At 34.4% G+C, this 23,161-nt stretch carries 22 protein-coding genes; 4 read left to right on the top strand and 18 right to left on the bottom strand.

Annotated features, from left to right (window positions below):
- Nucleotides 1-287: 287 nt before the first annotated feature.
- The 16 genes from prfB to AC1Q8L_RS20810 all read right to left on the bottom strand — a co-directional run bounded on the left by prfB (nucleotide 288) and on the right by AC1Q8L_RS20810 (nucleotide 15,788).
- Nucleotides 288-1,386 (bottom strand): peptide chain release factor 2 gene (prfB, locus tag AC1Q8L_RS20885; protein ID WP_096001455.1). Its coding sequence is split into 2 segments (ribosomal slippage): nucleotides 288-1,313 and nucleotides 1,315-1,386, totalling 1,098 coding nucleotides; the frame shifts between segments, so codons are not numbered across the junction.
- 144 nt (nucleotides 1,387-1,530) lie between these two features.
- Nucleotides 1,531-4,038: a preprotein translocase subunit SecA gene (secA, locus tag AC1Q8L_RS20880; protein ID WP_000579372.1), complete on the bottom strand. Its 2,508-nt coding sequence runs from the start codon at nucleotides 4,036-4,038 to the stop codon at nucleotides 1,531-1,533.
- A gap of 492 nt (nucleotides 4,039-4,530) precedes the next feature.
- Nucleotides 4,531-5,058 carry a hypothetical protein gene (locus tag AC1Q8L_RS20875; protein WP_029948375.1) on the bottom strand — a complete coding sequence of 176 codons (528 nt, stop codon included), beginning with the start codon at nucleotides 5,056-5,058 and terminating at the stop codon, nucleotides 4,531-4,533.
- A gap of 41 nt (nucleotides 5,059-5,099) precedes the next feature.
- Entirely contained in the window at nucleotides 5,100-5,738 is a 639-nt protein-coding gene (locus AC1Q8L_RS20870) for an ATP-binding cassette domain-containing protein (RefSeq protein WP_000371025.1), read from the bottom strand.
- Nucleotides 5,739-5,741: 3 nt separating this feature from the next.
- The gene (locus AC1Q8L_RS20865; RefSeq protein ID WP_002094202.1) at nucleotides 5,742-6,497 is read right to left on the bottom strand and encodes a hypothetical protein; all 756 of its coding nucleotides are present in this window, start codon (nucleotides 6,495-6,497) and stop codon (nucleotides 5,742-5,744) included.
- Nucleotides 6,498-6,568: 71 nt separating this feature from the next.
- A complete protein-coding gene (locus AC1Q8L_RS20860; RefSeq protein ID WP_098311963.1) occupies nucleotides 6,569-7,264 on the bottom strand; it encodes a hypothetical protein in 696 nt (231 codons plus the stop codon).
- Complete coding sequence (locus tag AC1Q8L_RS20855; protein WP_000120050.1) at nucleotides 7,251-8,039, bottom strand: hypothetical protein; 789 nt, start codon at nucleotides 8,037-8,039, stop codon at nucleotides 7,251-7,253. The genes AC1Q8L_RS20860 and AC1Q8L_RS20855 overlap by 14 nt, the downstream gene beginning before the upstream one ends.
- Before the next feature lie 31 nt (nucleotides 8,040-8,070).
- Nucleotides 8,071-8,640 carry a hypothetical protein gene (locus AC1Q8L_RS20850; protein WP_001211060.1) on the bottom strand — a complete coding sequence of 190 codons (570 nt, stop codon included), beginning with the start codon at nucleotides 8,638-8,640 and terminating at the stop codon, nucleotides 8,071-8,073.
- Between the two features lie 117 nt (nucleotides 8,641-8,757).
- On the bottom strand, nucleotides 8,758-9,240 hold the full coding sequence (locus tag AC1Q8L_RS20845; protein ID WP_000023374.1) for a DUF2712 domain-containing protein: 483 nt from the start codon (nucleotides 9,238-9,240) through the stop codon (nucleotides 8,758-8,760).
- A 271-nt stretch (nucleotides 9,241-9,511) separates the two neighbouring features.
- Nucleotides 9,512-10,054, bottom strand: coding sequence for a ribosome hibernation-promoting factor, HPF/YfiA family (gene hpf / locus AC1Q8L_RS20840; protein ID WP_000671193.1), 543 nt, complete (start codon nucleotides 10,052-10,054; stop codon nucleotides 9,512-9,514).
- 323 nt (nucleotides 10,055-10,377) lie between these two features.
- Nucleotides 10,378-10,575, bottom strand: a complete 198-nt coding sequence (gene cspC / locus AC1Q8L_RS20835; protein WP_001990088.1) for a cold shock protein CspC — start codon at nucleotides 10,573-10,575, stop codon at nucleotides 10,378-10,380.
- Nucleotides 10,576-10,701: 126 nt separating this feature from the next.
- On the bottom strand, nucleotides 10,702-11,406 hold the full coding sequence (locus tag AC1Q8L_RS20830; protein ID WP_080017714.1) for a ComFC family protein: 705 nt from the start codon (nucleotides 11,404-11,406) through the stop codon (nucleotides 10,702-10,704).
- Nucleotides 11,406-12,755: an ATP-dependent helicase ComFA gene (gene comFA, locus AC1Q8L_RS20825; protein ID WP_098311964.1), complete on the bottom strand. Its 1,350-nt coding sequence runs from the start codon at nucleotides 12,753-12,755 to the stop codon at nucleotides 11,406-11,408. Before comFA ends, AC1Q8L_RS20830 begins: the two co-directional genes overlap by 1 nt.
- Before the next feature lie 127 nt (nucleotides 12,756-12,882).
- On the bottom strand, nucleotides 12,883-14,310 hold the full coding sequence (locus AC1Q8L_RS20820; RefSeq protein ID WP_000499491.1) for a C40 family peptidase: 1,428 nt from the start codon (nucleotides 14,308-14,310) through the stop codon (nucleotides 12,883-12,885).
- 148 nt (nucleotides 14,311-14,458) lie between these two features.
- Nucleotides 14,459-14,773, bottom strand: a complete 315-nt coding sequence (locus AC1Q8L_RS20815) for a winged helix-turn-helix transcriptional regulator (protein WP_000400857.1) — start codon at nucleotides 14,771-14,773, stop codon at nucleotides 14,459-14,461.
- A gap of 172 nt (nucleotides 14,774-14,945) precedes the next feature.
- The gene (locus tag AC1Q8L_RS20810; protein WP_000684727.1) at nucleotides 14,946-15,788 is read right to left on the bottom strand and encodes a DegV family protein; all 843 of its coding nucleotides are present in this window, start codon (nucleotides 15,786-15,788) and stop codon (nucleotides 14,946-14,948) included.
- Between the two features lie 236 nt (nucleotides 15,789-16,024).
- Here AC1Q8L_RS20810 and AC1Q8L_RS20805 point away from each other — a divergent pair, with 236 nt between their 5' ends.
- Both AC1Q8L_RS20805 and AC1Q8L_RS20800 read left to right on the top strand, forming a co-directional pair.
- A complete protein-coding gene (locus AC1Q8L_RS20805; protein WP_000926671.1) occupies nucleotides 16,025-16,660 on the top strand; it encodes a YigZ family protein in 636 nt (211 codons plus the stop codon).
- A gap of 74 nt (nucleotides 16,661-16,734) precedes the next feature.
- On the top strand, nucleotides 16,735-17,865 hold the full coding sequence (locus tag AC1Q8L_RS20800) for an LCP family protein (RefSeq protein ID WP_000392782.1): 1,131 nt from the start codon (nucleotides 16,735-16,737) through the stop codon (nucleotides 17,863-17,865).
- Between the two features lie 37 nt (nucleotides 17,866-17,902).
- On the opposite strand, the gene wecB is transcribed toward AC1Q8L_RS20800, so the two are convergent.
- Both wecB and AC1Q8L_RS20790 read right to left on the bottom strand, forming a co-directional pair.
- Complete coding sequence (gene wecB, locus AC1Q8L_RS20795) at nucleotides 17,903-19,018, bottom strand: non-hydrolyzing UDP-N-acetylglucosamine 2-epimerase (protein WP_000140121.1); 1,116 nt, start codon at nucleotides 19,016-19,018, stop codon at nucleotides 17,903-17,905.
- A 74-nt stretch (nucleotides 19,019-19,092) separates the two neighbouring features.
- Entirely contained in the window at nucleotides 19,093-20,418 is a 1,326-nt protein-coding gene (locus AC1Q8L_RS20790; protein WP_000704754.1) for a UDP-glucose dehydrogenase family protein, read from the bottom strand.
- 647 nt (nucleotides 20,419-21,065) lie between these two features.
- Between AC1Q8L_RS20790 and tagO the strand changes: the two genes are divergently transcribed.
- Nucleotides 21,066-22,139: a UDP-N-acetylglucosamine--undecaprenyl-phosphate N-acetylglucosaminephosphotransferase TagO gene (tagO, locus tag AC1Q8L_RS20785; RefSeq protein WP_000378306.1), complete on the top strand. Its 1,074-nt coding sequence runs from the start codon at nucleotides 21,066-21,068 to the stop codon at nucleotides 22,137-22,139.
- Nucleotides 22,140-22,325: 186 nt separating this feature from the next.
- On the top strand, nucleotides 22,326-23,063 hold the full coding sequence (locus AC1Q8L_RS20780) for a polysaccharide deacetylase family protein (RefSeq protein ID WP_000595799.1): 738 nt from the start codon (nucleotides 22,326-22,328) through the stop codon (nucleotides 23,061-23,063).
- Nucleotides 23,064-23,161: the final 98 nt, after the last annotated feature.

Here is a 23,161-nt window from a genome sequence, read left to right as displayed (position 1 = left end):
TCAATTCTGTGAACAACTTAAAAAACTTCTATAAAGAATCCTTTTTAAAAGGAAAATTAGAAAAGTTCTATATAAACCTTCACCCTATTACCGCTCTATTTTACTATTCTCTACTTTTTACAAAACAATATACAGCATTGTAATCTACATATAATCCCATCAAAAAAAGAAGTTGTCGTTTCCAACTTCTCTTCCTCTTTACTTCATCTATAAAAATAAAATCAAATGCCTTATATCCTCTATATCCTCAGCATGCGCCAACAATTTTGTTGGCTTTTTTTCGCTTATTAGATGCGAGAACGTAAGTAAGCATCAATAAATGGATCAATCTCTCCATCCATAACTGCTTGTACGTTACCAACCTCCGTATTTGTACGGTGGTCTTTTACAAGAGAATACGGGTGGAATACATAAGAACGGATTTGGCTACCCCATCCGATTTCTTTTTGTTCCCCACGGATTTCATCTAATTGTGCCTGTTGCTCTTCTAGTTTCTTTTGATATAATTTCGCTTTTAACATCTTCATCGCATGCTCACGGTTTTTAATTTGTGAACGCTCTGACTGACACGTTACAACTGTATTTGTCGGTGTATGTGTAATACGAACTGCTGAATCTGTCGTATTTACGTGCTGCCCACCCGCTCCACTTGCGCGGTACGTATCAATTTTTAAATCTTCTGTACGTACTTCGATTTCAACTTCATCATTGAACTCTGGTACAACTTCACAAGATACAAACGATGTATGACGACGACCTGAAGAATCGAATGGTGAAATACGTACAAGACGATGTACACCTTTCTCTGCTTTTAAGTAACCGTAAGCGTTATGACCTTTAATTAATAAAGTTACACTCTTAATACCAGCTTCATCACCTGGTAAATAGTCAACCGTTTCTACTTTAAATCCACGTTTTTCAGCCCAACGTGTATACATACGTAATAACATAGAACCCCAGTCTTGTGACTCAGTTCCACCTGCACCTGGATGTAATTCTAAAATCGCATTATTTTTATCATAAGGATCACTTAATAGTAACTGAAGCTCATACTCATTCATTTCTTGAATTAAGCCTTTTACTTCTGATTCTAATTCCTCATGTAAATCTTCATCATATTCTTCTTTTAAAAGCTCATGCGTTACTTCTAAATTTTCGAACGTCTCATCTAACTGACGGAAACTTCCAACCATATCTTTTAACGCATTCGCTTCATTAATTACAACTTGTGCGCCTTGTTGGTCATCCCAAAATCCTGCGCCCATCATTTTTTCTTCTAATTCTGCAATTTGGTTCTCCTTAGTAGGGAGGTCAAAGAGACCCCCTAAAAGCCGCTAATCGCTTAGCCATTTTCTCTAATTCCTGTCTAATTTCTACTAATTCCATTTCCTTCACCTCTATGTAATTGCTGTTACTTTCGTATGAAAACAAGGGAAACTCTCTCCACTTATTACGGAGAGAGTTTAATTCTTCTTAATTATACATTTTTGATATAAAAGTTTGCAAAGCAGCCAAAGCTACCGCCCTATATTACTGAACAATACCACAGCAGTTTTTATATTTTTTACCGCTACCACATTTACATAAATCGTTGCGGCCCACTTGGTCACCTTTTACAACTGGCTTTTTCTTCGCTTCTTCGCCATCGCTAGATGGATGAACAGCTTCACCTTGAACAACTTCTTGACGTTCTAAGTTTTGTTCAATTTCAGCTTTCATAATGTAACGAGAAATTTCCTCTTCAATAGAAGCAACCATTGACTCGAACATCGCGAATCCTTCCATTTGGTACTCACGAAGTGGATCAATTTGACCGTAAGCACGTAAATGAATACCTTCACGAAGGTGATCCATCGCATCAATATGCTCTGTCCATTTCGTATCTACAACGCGGAATACAACAACCTTCTCAAACTCACGCATTTGCTCTTCTGGCATAAGCTTTTCTTTGTCATTATAACGCTCTATTAATTTCGCGATAATCGGTTCGCTCATTTCCTCAGGAGCAAGGCGACGTAATTCTTCTTCTTTTATGTCTCCTTCTTGAAGAAGGTTTGTATTTAAGTAGTCAACAAGACCTTTAATGTTCCAATCCTCTTCAATTTCCTCTTGTGTATGAAGCGCAACAGCACGTTCTACTGTAGATTTCATCATACCTTCAATAATGCCACGTAAGTTTTCCGATTCCATTACTTCTTGACGTTGCTTATAAATAACTTCACGTTGCTGACGAAGTACATCATCGTATTGTAATAACTGCTTACGTGCATCATAGTTATTTCCTTCAACACGTTTTTGTGCAGACTCTACCGCACGAGAAACCATTTTACTTTCAATTGGCTGAGAATCATCCATACCAAGACGATCCATCATTGCTTTCATATTATCTGAACCAAATCGGCGCATTAATTCATCTTCCATTGATAAGTAGAACTGCGTCACACCAGGGTCCCCTTGACGACCAGCACGACCACGTAACTGATTATCAATACGACGGCTTTCATGACGTTCTGTACCGATAACTGCTAGACCGAAGATTTTCACATCATCTCCAAGCTTAATATCTGTACCACGACCAGCCATATTCGTTGCAATCGTTACAGCACCTTTCATACCAGCCTCTGCAATAATATCTGCTTCACGCGCATGGTTTTTCGCATTTAAAATGTTATGACGTACACCTTTACGCGTTAACATTTTTGAAATAAGCTCTGAAGTTTCAATTGCAACTGTACCTACAAGAATAGGTTGCCCTTGTTTATGACGATTCACAATATCCTCAACAACTGCATTGAACTTACCTTCCATTGATTTAAAGATTAAATCGGCACGATCATCACGAATAATCGGTTTGTTTGTTGGAATTACGATAACATTCATATTGTAAATACTACGGAATTCTTCTTCTTCCGTTTTCGCTGTACCAGTCATACCAGATAACTTTTCATACATACGGAAATAGTTCTGGAACGTAATTGTTGCAAGCGTCATACTTTCATTTTGAATTTCTACACCTTCTTTTGCTTCAATCGCTTGGTGCAAACCTTCGCTATAGCGACGACCTTTCATAAGACGACCAGTGAATTGGTCTACAATTACGATTTCGCCCTCTTGTACAACATAATCTGTATCACGATGCATAACAACGTGTGCACGAAGCGCCTGATTAATATGGTGAAGAAGTGCTACATGTTTTAAATCGAATAAGTTTTCAATATGGAAAGCTTTCTCTGCTTTCGTAATACCATCTTCTGTTAACATTACATTTTTCGTTTTCACATCAAATGAATACTCTTTTTCATTTTCTAACGTACGAACGAATGCATTTGCAAACATGTATAGCTCTGTTGATTTTTGAGCTTGTCCCGAAATAATAAGCGGCGTACGCGCTTCATCGACTAAAATAGAATCGACTTCATCGATAATAGCAAAGTGAAGTGGACGTTGAACGCACTGCTCTTTATATAAAACCATGTTGTCACGTAAGTAATCGAATCCAAGCTCATTATTTGTGCTATACGTAATATCAGCAGCATAAGCCTCTTGTTTCTCTTCGCGTGACATACTATTTAAGTTAATTCCTACCGTTAAGCCAAGGAACTCATGAAGTTGTCCCATTTCGTTTGCATCACGTTGTGCTAAGTATTCATTGACTGTAACAACGTGAACACCTTTTCCTGTTAAAGCATTTAAATATACAGGTAATGTAGATGTTAATGTTTTACCTTCACCCGTTTTCATCTCAGAAATATTCCCTTCATGTAAGGCAATACCACCCATTAACTGTACGCCATATGGACGCATTCCAAGAACACGAGTTGCCGCTTCGCGAACAACTGCAAAAGCTTCAGGTAGTAGATCATCTACTGTTTCACCTTTTGTTAGACGTTCTTTAAATTCAAGCGTCTTTCCTTTTAATTGTTCATCAGTTAGTGGCTTAATAGATGACTCTAATGCATCAATTTGCTCAACTGTCTTTTGCATACGTTTAATTTGGCGTTGGTTTACATCAAACACCTTTTTTAAAATACCGATCATAGGAAATACGCTCCTCTTTTATTAAAATAAAACTTCCGATTGTTTTTCTTTTTCTCTATTACAATCAGTTGTTGTAAAAATCAAATGTATGTTATGCCAATTTTTCTCCTAATTAAAAAAACTAAAATGTATATACCTAATGATAATTGTAACACTTGTCTTATAACTATGACAACAATCGGCCGAATGTCGGGCCTTATATTCAAAAAAAGTTTTCATTTCATTTGTTCTAACAAACTAACATGCCTTTTCTCCATCCCTCTATTGCAAATTTCGTATTAAATATCCCCCTTTAAAAGAGGATAATCGAAGGAAATCTATTAGTTTTAAATGAACAATTACAAAAAGCCGGAAATTCCGCAGGTGCAGCATCCATAGATACTTACACCTGCGAAACAACTCCGACTTTAAACGATACTGTTATGTTGCAAGATCTACTCAACCACAGCAAAAAACACCCTTAAAATATATCTGGATCAATCACGAATTTTATTAATTTATTGGTATTTCTAATTCATGATATTTCCCTTTCTTATCCTTCATAAAAGAAATAAATTTCACCTTAGTTGATTCATTTGAAAAGTTTTTATAATTTTTATAAGGGTCATCTCCTATAAAATAATTTGTCCCTATATATCCTCGTACTGTTTTACCAGCAGGTATTACAGGATCAAACTGATATTGTTTAGGTAACTCCATTGCATACGGAATTACATTATAAAACTCGCCTATTTTAGAATAAAACAATGTATCGGAAATAGACTCATTACTAAGCAAGTTAATATCCCGATTTGTTGTATTTGTAATATTTAAAGGTAAAACATACGTCACTACTTCACGGTCTTCATAAGGATCATAAACTTTTGTAGGATCAAGAGGATCAAGAGCATGAAACGTAACTCCTTGTCCATCTTCAAAAGTTCTATTAGATAAAAATTCATCTTTTACCACTTTATAAGATTCATTATTTAGATTTAATGTTTTAAATCTAAATAAACTAGCAAATATACATAGCAACAGACACAATCCAATGATTATGAAGACATGATTTCTTGTCACTCTTAATCTACCAACTTTCCATTATTAACATGTACAATGCGATCTACTATACCATTATCCAGGACATGCACATCATGACTAGCTACTATAATAGTCGTTCCTTTAGATTTTTCTACTTCCAAAATATCTAAAACATCTTTTATCCCATCACTATCTAAAGCATTAGTTGGCTCGTCTAATAACAATAATTTTGGTTGTTCCATTAAAGCTTGCGCTATCCCTAAACGTTGTTTCATACCTAAAGAGTATCTTTTATACTTTCTCTTATCTGTTTTATCAAGTCCAACCCTCTGAATAATATTATAAATTTCCTTATCAGAAATTTTATTATTAATCGATGATAAAAATTTCAAGTTCTGAAAACCAGTATACGCTGGAATAAAACTTGGATATTCAATCAATATCCCCATAGAATCAGGGAATTGCCTTTGTTTTCCAATTATTTCATTGTCTACATAAACAACTCCAGAATTCAAACGCATTAACCCTGATATAGCGCGTAAAATCATCGTTTTACCAGAGCCATTATGCCCCTTCAAAACTAAAAATTCGCCTTTTTTTACTGACAAATTAATATTATCTAACACAATATTTCCTTTTAATCTTTTCGTCATACATTCACATTTAATATAATTGTCCATAAATTATTCACCTATCACATCTAGTTTTTTAAAACAAAAACTACCTAATAAAATCATTACAACAACAATTACTACCCCTATTAGGAGTAAATCATTCCATTGAATAGATTGATTATTACCTAAAGTCAATTGAATTGAACTGTGATCAACAAAATACCAACGATTTGGCATAACAAAAGAGCCTAAAAAATAAATACTATGAAAGAAAATAGACAAAAACAGGTACAACAACATTAGTACAAAAACAATAGTTATTGGTATATAAAACGTTAAAAACTCAAAAATCAAAGCTAATAAAAAGCTTATAATTATTTGAATTAGCATAGTACCTAATATTTTATAAGAAAATTGACTATATAAAGAACTCTCGCCAAAAGTAAGCAAATAGTACACCGTAAACCAAATAAAATACATAACAACCCAAATACAAACTATGTAAAAAAACAAAGATAGCATTTTCGTTAACCACAGAAAATGCTTCTTCTTAACACGAGGAAATAAATAAACACCATTCTGTTGAATATCTGAAAAAGCAAAATTCCCTACAAGCAACAAAGGAGTGATTTGAAAGAATATCCAATAAAAAGGAATAGAAAATCGCCCCTCCTTATAAAAATAAGATAAATCCACAAAGTCTACTCCATGAAAAAATCGATAAAAGGTAACATCTACTAATACAGATTCTTTACCATTACTAAGAGGCTGATTGTATAAAAAAGCAATTGCAATAATAGCGTAAATTAAGAATAAAAAAGCCATTATCTTGATGGAATCTCGAAACCTTACATGTAAATCTCTTTTTAACAAATAATATAAGATCATAATGTAAACTAGATCACCTCTGTCTCATCATTCATAGAAATATAACTTTTTTTAGATAAAATCCATACACTTATAAAAAAGATAAAAAAACAGCCAAATAAGCGTATAAATAAACCAGTAGCATCTTCAAAGACATTTATATAAAAAACATTTGCAAATAGAAATCCATGTAATATAAATCTATCTAGTAAAACAGCAGTGATCATACATATTATTACAAGTAAACTAGGTAAAAATAATTGCAATAAAGCACTTATCATACATATAAAAACACTCGCAAATAATTGAATGCAAAATAATAATGGATAATTTACATCAACACTAGTTATAGCCATCCTATTTGACATCAAAAACAACTGTAAAATCATACTCCCAGCAAAAAAGGAAACAAAAACGAATAACTTTATATAATATATGGAAACTAATTTCAATACATTATTCACTCTGTAAACAACATAAATACTAAAAAAATTCGACATAGAATATACAGAAAAAACAATTGTTAAAGGAATAAATATAGTCGACAAATTATAAAACGACATAACCTTATACAAAGTTTCCAATTCGTTCATTTTCTCTTTTACAATGCCCTGTTCAAAATAATTGAACAAGCAACCAATGATACTAACATTAAGTAAAAAGAGAATACTTAACCCAACATATTTCATCCTTATAGTTTCTTTCATTACATTATAAAAGAACATGCTTCCTACTCCCCCGTAAATAAAGAACTACAGAACAAAACCAAATACATAACAGGACACTAAGAAAAATTTGCAATTCAAAAAAGCCAAAATCTTTAATTAAATAATCTTTAGGATTGAGAATCCCTTTTCCAATACCAAGCCAAAAAATATGTAAAACAAATGGAACTAAATAAATAAAATAAACTCGTTTTATAAAAAACGAAATTGATAAAGCCAAACTCGAAAAAACCGCACCGTATAAACTATTTAAAAATACATACATTAGAAAATATAAAGTAGGATACTCATAATAAACCGTATTAAATTGAGCTGTTGGTGAAACAGTAGCCGCCATATAATTTAATATCGGATGCGGAGCAACTGTCGGATAAGTCATCGCATATAAATAAAAATGAAATAGTAAAGGGACACTTATAATAAAAAAAGATACTATAAAATTAATACAATAAAGTAATCTAAAATAATGACGCGTTCCCATCTTAGAAATGACAGGATAAATAAATCCATAATTTTTATCAATTCTATAAATCCCAGCTACAGCCATTGCAGAAATCATAGGAAATATAAGTAGATAAAATTCACTATAAAATGGTAATCTATTAAAATGTAAAATGTTAGATAAATATGGAGATACCTTTATAATCCCAGCATCATTAAATCCTTTCGTTGTTACACACATAGCAATATATTGAGCAATGACAATTACTAACATAATAAATACAGACAACCAAAACATCCTACCTTTTAAAATCCTTCCTAAAAAGTAACTCATCTACAACTCCTCCATAAACCATTAATGAAATTTAAATCTTTTTTAATATGAAAAGTTGATCCGCAACACCATAACATTTATTTTCTTTATTTAACCAAATGTAACGAAAAGAAACATTTGCTCTCTCTCCTTCAAATTTAGGAAACTCAACTTCATACTGATAAACATCATTTGTACCTTTTCTTTTTACACTCTTAACTTCTTGTTTCCACTGAATTATTTTTCCATCAATTTGTTCAATCCGTCCCAAAAGATACGTTGGTTTTTTCTTATTCGTCACACCCGTTAAAAAAACATAATAATTTTCTGGTATAACTCCTGACTTTAATTTTTTATTTGAAAGCTTATCCTCTATTAAGCTATCATTTCTTTCTATTTGACCTTGAAAGAAATCATGACCATTTTCACTTTTTAAAAACACTTGTTCAACAATAGTATTTTTCTTAATTTCTTGTAACTGAATACTTTTCAAATTATCTTTTTCCGTTAAAGTATCTTCAATATTTACAATCGGTTCATCTACTTTCTTTTGACAAGAAACTAAGAAACTAATACTCAATATAAAAAAACAAACTAAAATATATCTTGAGATAAACCTCATTACAACTCCTCCTATTTTAAAAATGAAATAGCAGGAAAAGCCGTATAATCAAGACTCGGAACTATACGACTTTTTCTAGTACTACACAATAAATAATTTCAATTTATAATTTCTAAATCAATATTCAGTGTAAGGTCCACTCGGTCTTACACTATCAGGACTCCAAGCAGTAGGATAAGCATTATTTTCTCTAGAATAACCACCAAATCTCACAGGTACATTTTTTCCATAGTTTTCATATGCGTAATTTTGGAAAAGATACGTTTTACCTGGTTTCACCGTTCCTTCATGCTTACCCGACTCACCTGAAACATTTACCCAATCTCTATTACCTTTACCTTTATTTTTATCAGCTTCTGTCCAAACGTTAAAAGAACCACCGCCCTTCTCACTACTCTTTACACGCATATACATAGAAGTAGGTGTCTCTTTAGGACGTGCATTAGTAAAATCATATGCATTCCAAAGTCTAAAGGTAAATTCTACATGATCATCCTTTGTATCAGCCTTAGCAGGTTCGGTTAAAGCAAAAGTACTAGCTAAAATACCTAACGATAAAACAGATCCAAACATAAAACGACTTTTTTTCTTAATGCTCACTAAAAGCACCTCCGATAATTTGTAGCATTATATCGATTTTATTTTTTTACTAAAGAAACAAAGTAAATCTATATAACGCAATTTAAAGATAACAAAAGCAAAATACACTATCAATTGATTCCAGAAAACTTAATATTTTATTTACAATTATAAAATATTGTTAAATTAAACAAAATTAGTATACTCCTAACAAGTACATACTTATGGAGATAATCACATTCAAAATCTCAATACAAAAAAGCGCAGCCATTTCGGCTGCGCTTTTGAATTATTATTTAGTTTCGATTAAACCGTATTTCCCATCTTTACGGCCATATACAACATTAGTTTCATTTGTATCAGCATTTGTGAAGACGAAGAAATTATGTCCTAGCATATCCATTTGTAGGATCGCTTCTTCAACGTCCATCGGTTTTAAATCGAATCGTTTTGTACGTACAAGTTCTAATTCATCCTCTTCTACCGCATCCAGAACAGCTACCGCTTCTGGAAGGATAAAGTTCGTTTTCACAGAACCTTTCTCACGTAACTTACGATTTACCTTTGTTTTATGTTTACGAATTTGTCGCTCAAGTTTATCAACTACTAAATCGATAGCAGCGTACATATCGCTATTAGTTTCTTCTGCACGAAGTAATAAATCAGTAAATGGTATTGTTACCTCGACACGTTGCTTGTCAGAGTATACTTTTAAATTAACTTTAATCTCTGGGAATGTATCAAAATAACGCTCTAACTTACTTAGTTTTTTCTCTACATATTCCTTTAATGCTGGAGTTACTTCAATATTTTCACCACGAATGTTGAATTTCATAGATGAATTCCTCCTTTCAAGCCTATGTACTATAATTTCGACACTGGCTTAAAAACTCCTTCTAACTTTTTTAAAAAAATTAGTGGAATTGCGATTTTTTTATCGTTTTTTGTTGAAATGAAAAGATGCATCGTTTCTATCTTTATTTTATCCTATTAACATCGTGAATAACGAATATAACTGTGGACAATTCGTTACAGAAAAGAAACAACTTTTTGACAACTTACCCTATAACAAAAAACCCCTTGCGAAAAACAAGAGGTTCTACTACATATATATAACGTTGCCACAAACGCAGCTTTCTCTTCCCAAAACAATATCCCCTACAGTTTCACAACATTAGCTGCTTGTGGTCCACGTGCTCCATCTACAATGTCAAACTCTACTTGTTGCCCTTCTTCTAATGACTTATACCCATCTTGTTGAATAGCAGAAAAATGGACAAATACATCGTCACCATCTTCACGCTCAATAAACCCAAATCCCTTTTCTGCATTGAACCATTTCACTCTTCCTTGCATGTTCATTCCATTCCCTTCACTCTAAAAATCAGGGCATTCGCCCCATATTTTGACTATAACGAATGACAACATATGAAGTCAAAGAAGACTTATCGCCTTTTTATTATCCCTTTCGACACTGCCATATTAACTTCTACAAAGTGTCAAACTAGATACTTCCCTCGCCCCTCTTTCATATAACAAACTTCCGATTTGCCTAACTGTAATTCCAGTCGTATACACATCATCAACGAGTAAAATATGTTGCCCAGAAAACATCTCTTCTCCCTGAAAATAAAAAGGATTGCTCCCTGACACCCTTTCTTTACGTGTCTTCTTACTTTGCTTTTCTGTTTCCCTTCTTCTTAATGATGGATAAGAAATTTTGACAGGTAAACAAGTTGCTAATAACTCAGCTTGATTAAAACCACGTTCAACTTCCCTTTCCTTACTAAGCGGAACAGCGATAACGGTTGAAACATTAGCAAAATACTTTTGAAATAAACTTCGAAAAGGACGATAAAAAATGCGCACTAACTCTGCATCCCCCCGAAACTTAAACTGCGCTACTATTTCTTTCATCTCATCATCATACATATATAACGAACGGTTTTTAAAAGAACGATACTTCGCCTCTTTTATCCACCTTAGACAATCTATACAAATACCGTCTTCTTGAAATGAGGCAGGAACATATTCTAAAGGCCGCCCACACTCCATGCAAATTTCTCCTATAATATAGGAAAGTTTCTGCTCACATCTATCACATATATATTTTCTATGACACTTTACAAAAAAATTGTACCAACTAACCGTTTCTACAAAACACTCATCACAAAGTAAACAATGCATTAATCGATCAATCCTTGTTCTTTCGCATTTTTATTCATACCTTGAATATGTTTTTTCGCGCGCACCATCGCCTCTGTCTTACCATAGTGAAAATAAACGACCTCTCCATACGGTGCTTCAAAGCTCCGCCCTGCTCGGCCCGCAATTTGTACGAGTGCACTTTCTGAGAATATTTCTTCTTCCGCCCCTAAAACCGCTACTTGCAAATTTTTTACTGTTACGCCTCGCTCTAAAATTGTCGTTGTAACTAATACTGGGATTTCTCCTTTTCTGAAAGCCGCTACTTTTTCTTTTCTACCCGGATCTTCTGCATGTACACCTTCAATTCGCTTGTTTAATGACTTTAACAACAGGCTTATCTCTTCTATATATCGCACATGGGGAACAAATAAAAAAATAGGATATTTTTTATTTAAGTACGTTTGTAACCACTGTAGTAAAACTCGAGGAATTCTTTTATCAATGAGGCTTTTTTTCCAATTCCCGCACCAACAAAATAAAGGAATTGGCAAAGGATGACGGTGATATCGTCCAGAAACAATAACACCTTTTTGTTCACCTCTTCTAAATTTTCGCTTCCACGTTTCATCTGGAGTCGCAGTTAAATAAATACGCGCCGCTCTTTCTTTCATCGCTTGTTTTACCGCGTACTGTAACATTTGATCTGCACAATATGGAAAAGCATCTATCTCATCTACAACCATGACATGAAACGCCCTATAATAACGCAATAATTGATGCGTGGTTGCAACGACTAGTACTGCATCTTTTTCTTTATCCACACTCCCTCCATATAAAGCCGCTACCTTTATATATGGAAATACTTCTTGTAATCTCGGTGCTAATTCCAGAACAACATCCGTTCTCGGCGTTGCGATACAAACTCTTTCTCCTTTTTGAAGCGCTTCGTTAATACCGTAAAACAACATCTCTGTTTTCCCAGCCCCGCATACAGCCCAAATAAAAAATGATTCTTTTCGCTTAATAGCCTCTATAACTCCTTGCGCCGCCAAATTCTGACCAGTAGACAACGTTCCGCTCCACTGTAACAAATTTAAATTCTTTTCTCTCTTTCTTTCAGCAATCCCGCGAACAAGTACAACACATTCACTTACCTTCCCCATCGTTATACACTTCCGGCAATATGTGCACACTTTACTGCACCTTTTACATAAAAACGACGCAAATAGCCGCTGTTCTATATTTCCACAGCGCTGACATACATATTTAGAAGCCTTCTTTTTTACACCTTGTACACACACGACCTCTCCCTTCTTTTTCAAATCATTTAATTCCCTCTGTAAATCTGAAGAAAGTTCGTCTAATAGCAACTGTTTCCCCGATAGCATCGACAATCACCTCCAGCACTACTATAAACCCTTCTTCAAATCCCGTAAAAACTCAAAAAAGCCGATAACCTACTTATAAAATAGTAAGCTATCGACTTTATACACGTTTTTTATTCTTTTATAAATCCTAGAATCGACCATAACCTAAGAAATGTTTTTGGTTATATGAGCTGTTGATATCACCGTACGCAATTCCTTTATCACTAGCATGAATCATTTGGCCATTACCAACGTAAATACCGATGTGAGATGGACCTGCTTTATAAGTACCTTGGAAGAATACTAAGTCTCCTGGTTGTGGGCTACCTACTTTAGAAACTGAGTTCCAGTAACCTGCAACGTCTTGACGACCTACACCAAAAATGTAAGAAATGAATCCACTACAATCAAAACCACCGTTTGATGGAGATGCACTTCCCCAAACATATGGTAAACCTAAGTAGCTTTGCGCTTTACCAATTACGCCACCCACATTTGGAGCTGGCTTTTTCTCTTCTTGTTTAGGTGCTTCTTTCTTAGGCTCTTCTTTTTTCGGTTCCTCTTTTTTCGGTTCTTCTTTTTTAGGCTCTTCTTTTTGAGCTTGTCCACCATTGTTTGCTGGTGCAGCTTGCTCTGCAGGTGCTTGTGCTGGCTGAGCTTGCGCAGCTTTAGCAGCTTGCTCTGCTTGTTTTTGAGCAGCAGCTTCTTGTGCAGCTTTTGCTTGTGCTTCTTCTTCTGCAATACGTTGTAATTGTAACGCTTGTTTTTCAAGCTCTTTCAATTGACCTTCTGTACTTGTCATTGTAGTTACAACTGTATCCATTTTACCGCTTAAATCGTTTACCGCTGTTGCTTTTTTCTCTTTTTCAGCGTCAAGTTCTTTCTTAGCAGTTTCAATTTGAGTTTGTGCTTCTTTTAATTCTTTTTGTTTCTCTTTTACCGTTGCAACATCTTTTTTCACACTAGCTTGGTCTTCTTGCTGTGTTTTCATGATATCTTCATCAGACTCAAGAATTTTAGAAACAGAAGTTAAACGATCAACTAAATCTGCAACGTTTTTAGAGTTTACAAGAACTTCTGTTACAACGTTCGTATTTGGTTGTTCTTGAAGTGCAACTAAACGCTTTCTTAATAACTCTTCACGTTTTGCAATCTTCGTTTGTAATTCTGCAATATCTTTATTTTTCTTTTCAATTAATTGCTCAGTATCAGAAACTTTTTTCGTTGTTTCATCAAGCTTTGCAGCATTCTCTTGAACAGACTTATCTAAACCTTGAATTGTTTTGTTTAATTCATTCATTTGTTTTTGTAATTCATCACGTTCTTGTTGTTGTTTATGTAAAGTGTCATTTTGTGTATTAATTTGTGATTTCACGTCAGAAATTTTATCTTCTGCAAATACATTTGGTGTTAGCCCTGAAAACATTAACCCTGCAACTAATGCGCAAGATGCCATTTTTAGCTTTTTCATTTTATTTTTTACACCGCTTTCTTTTTTCTTTTTCCGTATATAACCTATAAAATTTATACCATAATTCGGGATTTTTTTTGCTAATGTTACGTTTTTGTAAAACAAATGTAATATTATATGTAGCTCTAGCGCAAAATTCGTATATTTTTGTATGTGTGTGTAGAAATTTGCATACTTTTCTTACTTCTATAAACAAAGAAAAAACGTAAGGAATCCCTTACGTTTTATTAAATATACGAATACAAATGAAATGCTACTTCATCCATTTCTCAGCCCAATTTTGGACCTCATCCATAACACTTTCTAACGCTTTTCCCTTGTCAGTTAAGCCATACTCGATTCGAACTGGTACTTCTGGATAGACATTACGAACTACAATGCCCTCGCTTTCCAATTCCTTCAAACGCTCTGACAACATACGATCGCTCATATTTGGGATAATATCTGCGATTTCTCTAAAACGTTTCGACTCTTCAAGCAAAGATTTAATAATTAAGCCAGTCCACTTCTTACTAAGCAGAGTAAAAGCTGACTCAAACTTTGGACATAAACAAGAATTATGCTCCATATGTTTCACCTCTCTTCTATTATAATATAGTTTCTTGTAAAAAGTAAGTTATAAAACTTTCCTCATTATTTTATTTTACGTACATTTTACCATTTCCAAATATTAACTTGTCAACTAAACGTAACATACCCGTAAAAAAACCCTCTTAAAAAGAGAGCTTTTTATATCTTTATTACTTCGTATACCATCCAAGACCTAATGCACCTTCACCTAAGTGCGTACCAATTACAGCTCCAAAATAACCTGTACGAATTGTGACGTGAGGATATTTTGCTTCTAATTCTTTCTTCCATTCATTCGCTTCCTCTTCACGTTGCGCATGAATGATAACTGCTTCCATAGGTACACCTTTACTTGCTTGCTCATCAAAAATTTCAATGATACGTTTTAATGCTTTTTTACGTGTACGAATCTTTTCAAACGGAATAATGATTTTATCTCTAAAATATAAAACTGGCTTCACTTGTAACAGACTGCCGATGAAAGCTTGCGCGCTATTTAATCGACCACCACGTTGTAAATGATGTAAATCATCAACTACAAAATAGGCGTCCATCGTTTTCTTCATTTCATCAAAACGAGCAATAATCTCTTTTGGACTCTTTCCTTCACTTGCTAACCTTGCACCTTCACGCACATAAAATCCTTGTACTTCACAACTAATTTCAGAGTCATACGTGTATACATCAATACCCTCTACCATCTGTCCAGCTGTCGTTGAAGTTTGATATGTACCACTAATTCCACTTGATAGGTGAATACTAATAACTGCATCATAATCTTTAGCTAGTTCTTCATATAGCTCAACAAACTTTCCGATTGCTGGTTGAGAAGTTTTTGGAAGTTCCTCTTGTTCACGTACTTTCACATAAAAATCATCTGCTGAAATTTCAGCTTCTTCTTGATAAGATTCTGTTCCAAACACAACGTTTAATGGAATCATATATATATTGAGTTCATCACGGATTTGCTTCGGTATATATGCTGTACTATCAGTAACAATAGCTATTTTCATTTTCGTACCTGCCTTATAAAAAGTTTTATTTCCTAATTTTACACGAAAACTACAAATGGTGCATCCATACAGGGAAATGCCGGTTGAAATTATACTCACCATCTCGACAAATTACAACAAAAAGATAAAATACTCACCAAAAACTTCAGCCTATTTAGAAAAAATGTTTGAATATAAAAAGGCTCGCTTTTAAAATGGAAAGTACTAGTCATTTTGATAGATAGGGGCGTATACAAGTGCTATTACAATATTTAACAATCAAAGACTACGGCGAACACGAAATCGTCATTCAAAAATCAAGATTTATTTGTTATATTAGCCGAGCAACGACTGAGGAAGAGGCTCAAGAATTTATACAAAAAATAAAAAAACAGCATTGGAACGCAACACATAATTGTTCCGCTTATTTAATTGGCGAACAAGATCATATTCAAAAAGCAAATGATGACGGCGAGCCTAGCGGTACAGCTGGCGTACCAATGCTAGAAGTACTAAAAAAACGTGGGCTAAAAGATACCGTCGTTGTCGTAACACGCTATTTTGGTGGCATTAAACTTGGCGCAGGTGGATTAATTCGTGCATATGGAAAGTGTACAAGCGAAGGCATTAATCATGTCGGTGTTGTCCAGCGAAAACTAATGCGTGTGATGCAAACCGAGATTGATTACACATTACTTGGCAAAGTAGAAAATGAATTACGTAATTCAAAATATGCCATTAAAGATATACATTATCTAGAAAATGTCACATTTGATACTTATGTAGAAGAAGACGGCAAACAATCATTTACAAATTGGATGATTGAATTAACAAACGGGAAATGTACAATTACAGAAGGAGATATGTTGTACTTAGAACAAGATGTTATCTAAGCATAACTCTTTTATCACCTTCAAAGATTAATGTAGTGAATTACTTCCCTACAAATGAACTAAGGAGATTATATATGGAAGAACGTTATTATCATCTCCAAAATAGCAGAATAAAAAAGAAGCGAAGAAGGAAACTTTTCTTCTTCCTTATTTTCGCATTTTTATTTGGCAGTATAGGAGTTTATGTGTTTAATTCTTACTCTTCTCTTATGGGGATGTATAGTGGTTTTACTCGTGAAAAATCGGATTTAAGAAACCAAGATGTAGAAATTACAAAGGAACCTTTTACAATTCTCATTATGGGTATAGAAGATTATGCGACAGACGGTCAAAATGGTCGTACAGACTCATTAATGTTTGCAACAGTCAATCCGAAAACTCAAAAGATTTCACTTATGAGTATTCCTCGTGATTCTCGAGTTAAAATTGTTGGTAAAAATAAGGAAGACAAAATTAACGCTGCCCATGCTTACGGCGGTGAAGAAATGGCAATCAAAACTGTCGAAGGCTTTCTAAAAGTTCCTGTAGACCATTATCTTAAAATTGATTTCCAAGGCTTTAAAGGTATCGTTGATGCTGTCGGCGGCGTTACGGTTGACGTACCCTTCGATTTCTGGGAGCGCTCTGACGTAGATTACTACAAAAAAATTCAATTTAAGCAAGGACAGCAAAACTTAAACGGTGAAGAAGCACTTGCTTACGTCCGTATGCGCAAGCAAGATCCAAATGGCGATTATGGTCGAGCTGCTAGACAAAGACAATTACTGGCCGCTGTTGCTCATAAACTAAACTCCACCTCTACTGTATTTAAAATTAAAGATTTAACAGCTGTCGTTGGAAAATATATAAAAACCGACATTCCTATTTCAGACGGACTTGCTCTTTACAATAAACTTTCTGGATTTGATCCTTCTACAATGCAAACGTTAAAGCTTGAAGGCGAAGACAAAAAGATAGGCGGTATTTATTACTTCCTTCCAGATCCAATCAGTGTAGAAACGGTGCGTAACGAAATTGAAAAAGAATTAGGGGAAAAAGCAAAAAATCCAACTACAAAAAACAACTCAAATCCTGATTCAAATTCAAGTTCTAATTCTAATTCTAACGAACAAGCAAAAAAAGAAACAAACCAAAATAAAACACCAACTGATCCGCCACCTTCTACAAATGCTCATGCAGAGTGGATTATGCGCAATCAGCCGTAACAAAAAGGCCCAATCTATCCGATTGGGCCTTTTTTATTTACTTATTAAAGTGTTGTAAAATCGCTTCTACAATGCGCTCTGATGCACGACCATCACCGTAAGGGTTAGATGCTTTCGCCATCTTATCATGAGCTTCTTTATCTGATAACAACTCATCTGCAAGACCAAAGATTGTCTCTTCGTCTGTTCCTGCTAATTTCAGCGTACCCGCTTCAATACCTTCAGGGCGCTCTGTTGTATCACGAAGAACAAGAACTGGTACCCCAAGTGATGGAGCTTCTTCTTGTACACCGCCAGAATCCGTTAACATTAAGTATGAACGAGCTGCAACATTGTGGAAATCAATTACATCTAGCGGCTCAATTAAATGAATACGATTATGTTCACCTAAAATTTCATTTGCTATTTCACGAACAACAGGGTTCATATGAACAGGGTACACAACTTGTACATCTTCATGCTTATCAACAAGACGCTTAATTGCACGGAACATATTACGCATAGGTTCACCTAAGTTTTCACGACGGTGAGCTGTCATAAGTACAAGACGATCATTTCCAAGTTTCTCTAGTACAGGATGACTATATGTTTCTTTAACAGTCGTTTGCAACGCGTCAATCGCTGTATTTCCTGTGATGAAAATACGTGACTCATCTTTATTTTCCTTCTGTAAGTTCGTTGCTGATTTTGCTGTTGGTGAGAAATGAAGATCCGCCATTACGCCTGTTAATTGACGATTCATCTCTTCTGGGTATGGAGAATACTTATCCCACGTACGAAGGCCCGCCTCAACATGACCTACTGGAATTTGATTATAAAAAGCAGCTAAGCTTGCAATAAATGTTGTTGTTGTATCACCATGTACAAGTACAATATCCGGCTTCGCTTCTTTCATTACTTTATCCAAACCTTCTAAACCGCGTGTTGTAACATCAATTAAAGTTTGGCGGTCTTTCATGATATTTAAATCGAAATCTGGCGTAATTCCAAAGATATTTAATACTTGATCTAACATTTGGCGATGCTGTGCTGTTACAGTCACAATCGATTCAATTTTTTCTGGGTGTTTTTGCAACTCTAATACAAGAGGTGCCATTTTAATTGCTTCTGGACGTGTCCCGAAAATTGTCATTACTTTTAAACGTTCAGTCATGTGATTGCCTCTTTTCTTTCACTAATTACAGCTTCTATTATGACATATAAAAATATGCATGAGTACATCCCTTTTTAACGCATAACAGAAACTTTTCTATTACAAATACTTTTTCTGCCCACCGAGTAATAATCTATCTTTTGTTTCTTAACATCTTCATCAGTATAACAATTTCTCCCATCGAATAAAATAGGCTCTCTCATAAGTTGTACGTACTTTTCTAATGGGTACACTCGAATAGCTTCCCATTCTGTTACGATAAAAACCGCACTCGCATCTCTAATCGATTCATCTATACATCTACTATATTGTATAGCATCTCCAAATATATTTTTCACATATTGAATTGCTTTTGGATCGTACAGAACAATTTCTGCACCTATATTAAGTAATGCTTCTATTATAATAAGAGATGATGCCTCTCTAATATCATCCGTATTCGGTTTAAATGACGCGCCAAGAACTGCAATCCGCTTTTTATTCATGTTCATAACTTTTTTCGCTTTTTCAATCAATAGCAGCTGTTGCTTATTATTTACTTCAATAACCGCTTTTAACAAACGAAAATCATGAGCAACATTTCCCGCAATTTGCACCAGTGCTTTCGTATCTTTCGGGAAACACGATCCCCCGTATCCAATGCCCGCATTTAAAAAAGATGCACCAATTCTCTTATCCATTCCCATCCCTTTGGCAACATCCAATACATTTGCGCCTACCTTCTCACATATATTTGAAATTTCATTAATGAAACTAATCTTTGTAGCTAAAAAGGCATTCGATGCGTATTTAATCATCTCTGCACTTTTAATATCTGTAACATACGTTTCTAAGCATAATTGGCTATACAAACTCTCTACTCTTCTTGCTACTTCCTCACTATCCGCTCCAATTACAATACGATCTCCATGAAAGAAATCATAAATACCTGAACCTTCACGCAAAAACTCTGGATTCGATACGATATGTACTGTATGCCTCCCTTTTAAATTCCCCTCAATCCATCCCTTCATTACATCATTTGTACCTACTGGAACTGTACTTTTCGTAACAACAATAATATCGTTTGTCGCATATAATCCAATATCTTTACAAGCACTCTGAATATACGTTAAATCCGCCGTCCCATCTAATAAAGATGGTGTTCCAACTGCAATAAATATAAACTCTACATCATCAAATGCCTCTTCTTTATTTGATGTAAAAGTTAAAGCGTTATTCTCATATGCATAATTTATTAATTCATGTAATCTAACCTCATAAATAGGTAAATCCCCTTGTTTTATCCGTTCAATTTTTTCATCATCTATATCAAAACATGTAACTGAATGCCCCAACTTTGCCAATCCTACTCCTGTAATCAATCCAACATATCCAGTACCTATTATCGTAATTTTCATTTCCTTTTCGCACAGGAATTTACAATGGAAAAGATATGAAATACAGAATTCTCCCTGTGCTTCCCCCTCTCACATTAAAAATGAGAAAACCCTTTTCCTTCTTCATTATATGAATTACTTCCCTCATTCTTTTTAAAGTTTTTGTAAAATTAAATGCACTATAATATAAAGTGAAACTTTAATCAGTGGGGCTTTTACGGGCAGTTGGTCCCCACCTAACTTCTTTGCTTCGCTGAATTTTGAGGTGGGGGTCTTACTGTCCATTAATGCGGGATAAAGTAAAACTTTAATTAGTAGGAACGGGGCTACTAGTTGACGCGAGATAAATTCCCACATTTTAACATGAAACTTACTCATTTCTACGTGTAACACTTATAATACTGAACTAAAAGTATTCACTATCGAAGAAAAAAAGGAAATGTCATATTCCAAAGTCCAGTACGATTAACCTTCTCATATGAAGCAACATTCTATATACAATTGTCATATATTCTATCCGCTTCCATTAACCGTAAAGAGAAAAAAAGATTGAATTCTAATCTTTTTGTGATACCATATGTTATGAGCCTGCAAATAAACATCATAATTTTCAGATAAATATATCTTCAAAAAAAAAATTACGTTAGAATATAAAGGGTGGGGTATTAATGGACTCACAAGTGATTTATGCCATTTTGGCATCTTTCATCACTGTACTCGTCGTTACTCCTTTAGTTATTAAATTAGCTTTTAAAATAGGAGCGACAGATAAGCCAAACGCACGTAAAGTGCACCAAAAGATTATGCCACGTCTTGGCGGGTTAGCAATATTTATTGGTGTAGCTGTAGGATTTGTTGTCGGCGGCTTATATGAGCAAAGAATGTTATCGATAACACTAGGTGCGATTATCATTGTAATCATCGGAATTTTAGATGATATGTACGAGTTATCTGCGAAAGTAAAATTCGGTGGACAACTGTTAGTTGCCATTATGATTGTAAAAAGTGGATTATTAGTGCAAGTATTATATATCCCATTCCTTGGGGATACTGAACTTGGATGGCTTGCTTATCCAATTACAGTATTTTGGCTTGTAGGTATTACGAATGCAATCAACTTAATTGACGGCTTAGATGGATTATCTGCTGGTATTTCATCTATCGTACTTGCAACGCTAGCATATATGGCCTTCACTAGCCCATGGGGTACTGGAACAGCTATTATCTTGCCACTCGCATTAATTATATTAGCAAGTACAATTGGATTTTTATTCTTCAACTTCCATCCAGCAAAAATTTTCATGGGAGATACAGGAGCACTATTTTTAGGATACTGTATTTCTGTTATATCGTTACTTGGATTATACAAAAGTGTAACGTTATTCAGTTTTATCGTTCCAATTATCATTTTAGGTGTACCTATATTTGATACGATATTTGCAATCATCCGTCGTATCGTAAATAAAAAACCTATTTCAGCACCAGATAAATCGCATTTACATCACCGCTTACTTGCAATGGGATTCTCTCATCGTAAAACGGTACTAATTATATACGCATTCGGTATTTTCTTTAGTGTAAATGCCATTATTTTCACTAGTGCAACGTTATGGTTATCCATTATTCTTCTTTTCGCTTTGATTTTCTTCACAGAAATCATTGCTGAAATAATCGGTCTTGTACATGAACGTTACAAACCACTTATTTCCTTTTATAAAAAAGTGAAAAAACGCGAAGACTAATTGTAGTATAGCCTTTACCATTATGAAATATTCAAATAGCATCCTTTAGGATGCTATTTTTTATTCCTTATTTTATATTTCCAAAATATAGATTGTTTGAGAGTTCCTCTATTGGAGAAAGATATACATAATAAGAAAAGTATCAAGTTTTTTTACATCTTGATTGTCAAACTGAGGGTGAATGTTATGATCAAGCGAATATTTCAATGTATTATTTTATTCTTAACAATTACTATGTACGCATCATCTAATACTGAAGCAACAACCGTTATTCCTGCTGAACATCATCCAAATACTGAAACGACCTCTCCTACACAAAAAATTGCGTACTTAACATTTGATGACGGGCCAAACAAATACACTACACAAATTTTAAACATCTTAAAAGAAAAGAACGGAAAAGCAACTTTCTTTGTTATTGGCGGAAAAGTGCCGCATTACAGAAAAACGATGCAACGATTAATTAAAGAAGGACATTATATCGGGCTCCATAGCATGTCACATGATGTAAAACGCCTTTACACTGGTGACCCTTCCACTTTAATTGCAGAAATGGAACAAACACAAAGCATTGTCCAGCAAGTTACGAAATTAAATACACATCTCGTTCGCGTTCCATATGGTAGTATGCCTTACTTAAAAAAGAATTACCGTGACGCACTTGTATCAGCCCAGTATAAAATGTGGGATTGGACGATCGATACTTATGACTGGAAAAGCTATGATAATCCTTCTGCCATACTCGAAAGAGTGCGTAATCAAAGTGATGAACAAGTCGAAGTTATTTTAATGCATGATTCGAGTGTGACCGTACAAATACTGCCAAAAGTAATTGATTATTTACAGTCACAAGGATACAAACTTCTTCCCTATAATCCATCTTCTCATCTCGAGGTAAATTTTTGGAAAGACACAAGATTGTAACAGCTTTAGTACTTCTAGACTAAAGCTGTTTTATTTTTCTCTTCCCACCCTTCCCATTTTTGTGTAAACTTTTAAATAGTGATGAAGTTTCGAGGTGA

This window comes from Bacillus sp. GW823-FHT06A11 (genome assembly GCF_058795355.1).
The sequence above is the reverse complement of the archived record's forward strand: the minus strand, read 5'-3'. Positions and strand labels throughout refer to the sequence as shown.

Bases quoted from the DNA above. Each gene is read 5' to 3' on its own strand.
- AC1Q8L_RS20855 (WP_000120050.1), bottom strand. From the start codon at position 8,039: ATGAGTTACTTTTTAGGAAGGATTTTAAAAGGTAGGATGTTTTGGTTG.
- comFA (WP_098311964.1), bottom strand. From the start codon at position 12,755: ATGCTATCGGGGAAACAGTTGCTATTAGACGAACTTTCTTCAGATTTA.
- wecB (WP_000140121.1), bottom strand. From the start codon at position 19,018: ATGACTGAACGTTTAAAAGTAATGACAATTTTCGGGACACGTCCAGAA.
- secA (WP_000579372.1), bottom strand. From the start codon at position 4,038: ATGATCGGTATTTTAAAAAAGGTGTTTGATGTAAACCAACGCCAAATT.
- AC1Q8L_RS20850 (WP_001211060.1), bottom strand. From the start codon at position 8,640: ATGAGGTTTATCTCAAGATATATTTTAGTTTGTTTTTTTATATTGAGT.
- AC1Q8L_RS20860 (WP_098311963.1), bottom strand. From the start codon at position 7,264: ATGTTCTTTTATAATGTAATGAAAGAAACTATAAGGATGAAATATGTT.
- tagO (WP_000378306.1), top strand. From the start codon at position 21,066: ATGGACTCACAAGTGATTTATGCCATTTTGGCATCTTTCATCACTGTA.
- AC1Q8L_RS20865 (WP_002094202.1), bottom strand. From the start codon at position 6,497: ATGGCTTTTTTATTCTTAATTTACGCTATTATTGCAATTGCTTTTTTA.
- AC1Q8L_RS20810 (WP_000684727.1), bottom strand. From the start codon at position 15,788: ATGAAAATAGCTATTGTTACTGATAGTACAGCATATATACCGAAGCAA.
- cspC (WP_001990088.1), bottom strand. From the start codon at position 10,575: ATGCAAGGAAGAGTGAAATGGTTCAATGCAGAAAAGGGATTTGGGTTT.
- AC1Q8L_RS20870 (WP_000371025.1), bottom strand. From the start codon at position 5,738: ATGGACAATTATATTAAATGTGAATGTATGACGAAAAGATTAAAAGGA.
- AC1Q8L_RS20800 (WP_000392782.1), top strand. From the start codon at position 16,735: ATGGAAGAACGTTATTATCATCTCCAAAATAGCAGAATAAAAAAGAAG.
- AC1Q8L_RS20780 (WP_000595799.1), top strand. From the start codon at position 22,326: ATGATCAAGCGAATATTTCAATGTATTATTTTATTCTTAACAATTACT.
- AC1Q8L_RS20815 (WP_000400857.1), bottom strand. From the start codon at position 14,773: ATGGAGCATAATTCTTGTTTATGTCCAAAGTTTGAGTCAGCTTTTACT.
- AC1Q8L_RS20830 (WP_080017714.1), bottom strand. From the start codon at position 11,406: ATGCATTGTTTACTTTGTGATGAGTGTTTTGTAGAAACGGTTAGTTGG.
- hpf (WP_000671193.1), bottom strand. From the start codon at position 10,054: ATGAAATTCAACATTCGTGGTGAAAATATTGAAGTAACTCCAGCATTA.
- AC1Q8L_RS20790 (WP_000704754.1), bottom strand. From the start codon at position 20,418: ATGAAAATTACGATAATAGGTACTGGATATGTTGGATTGATTACAGGA.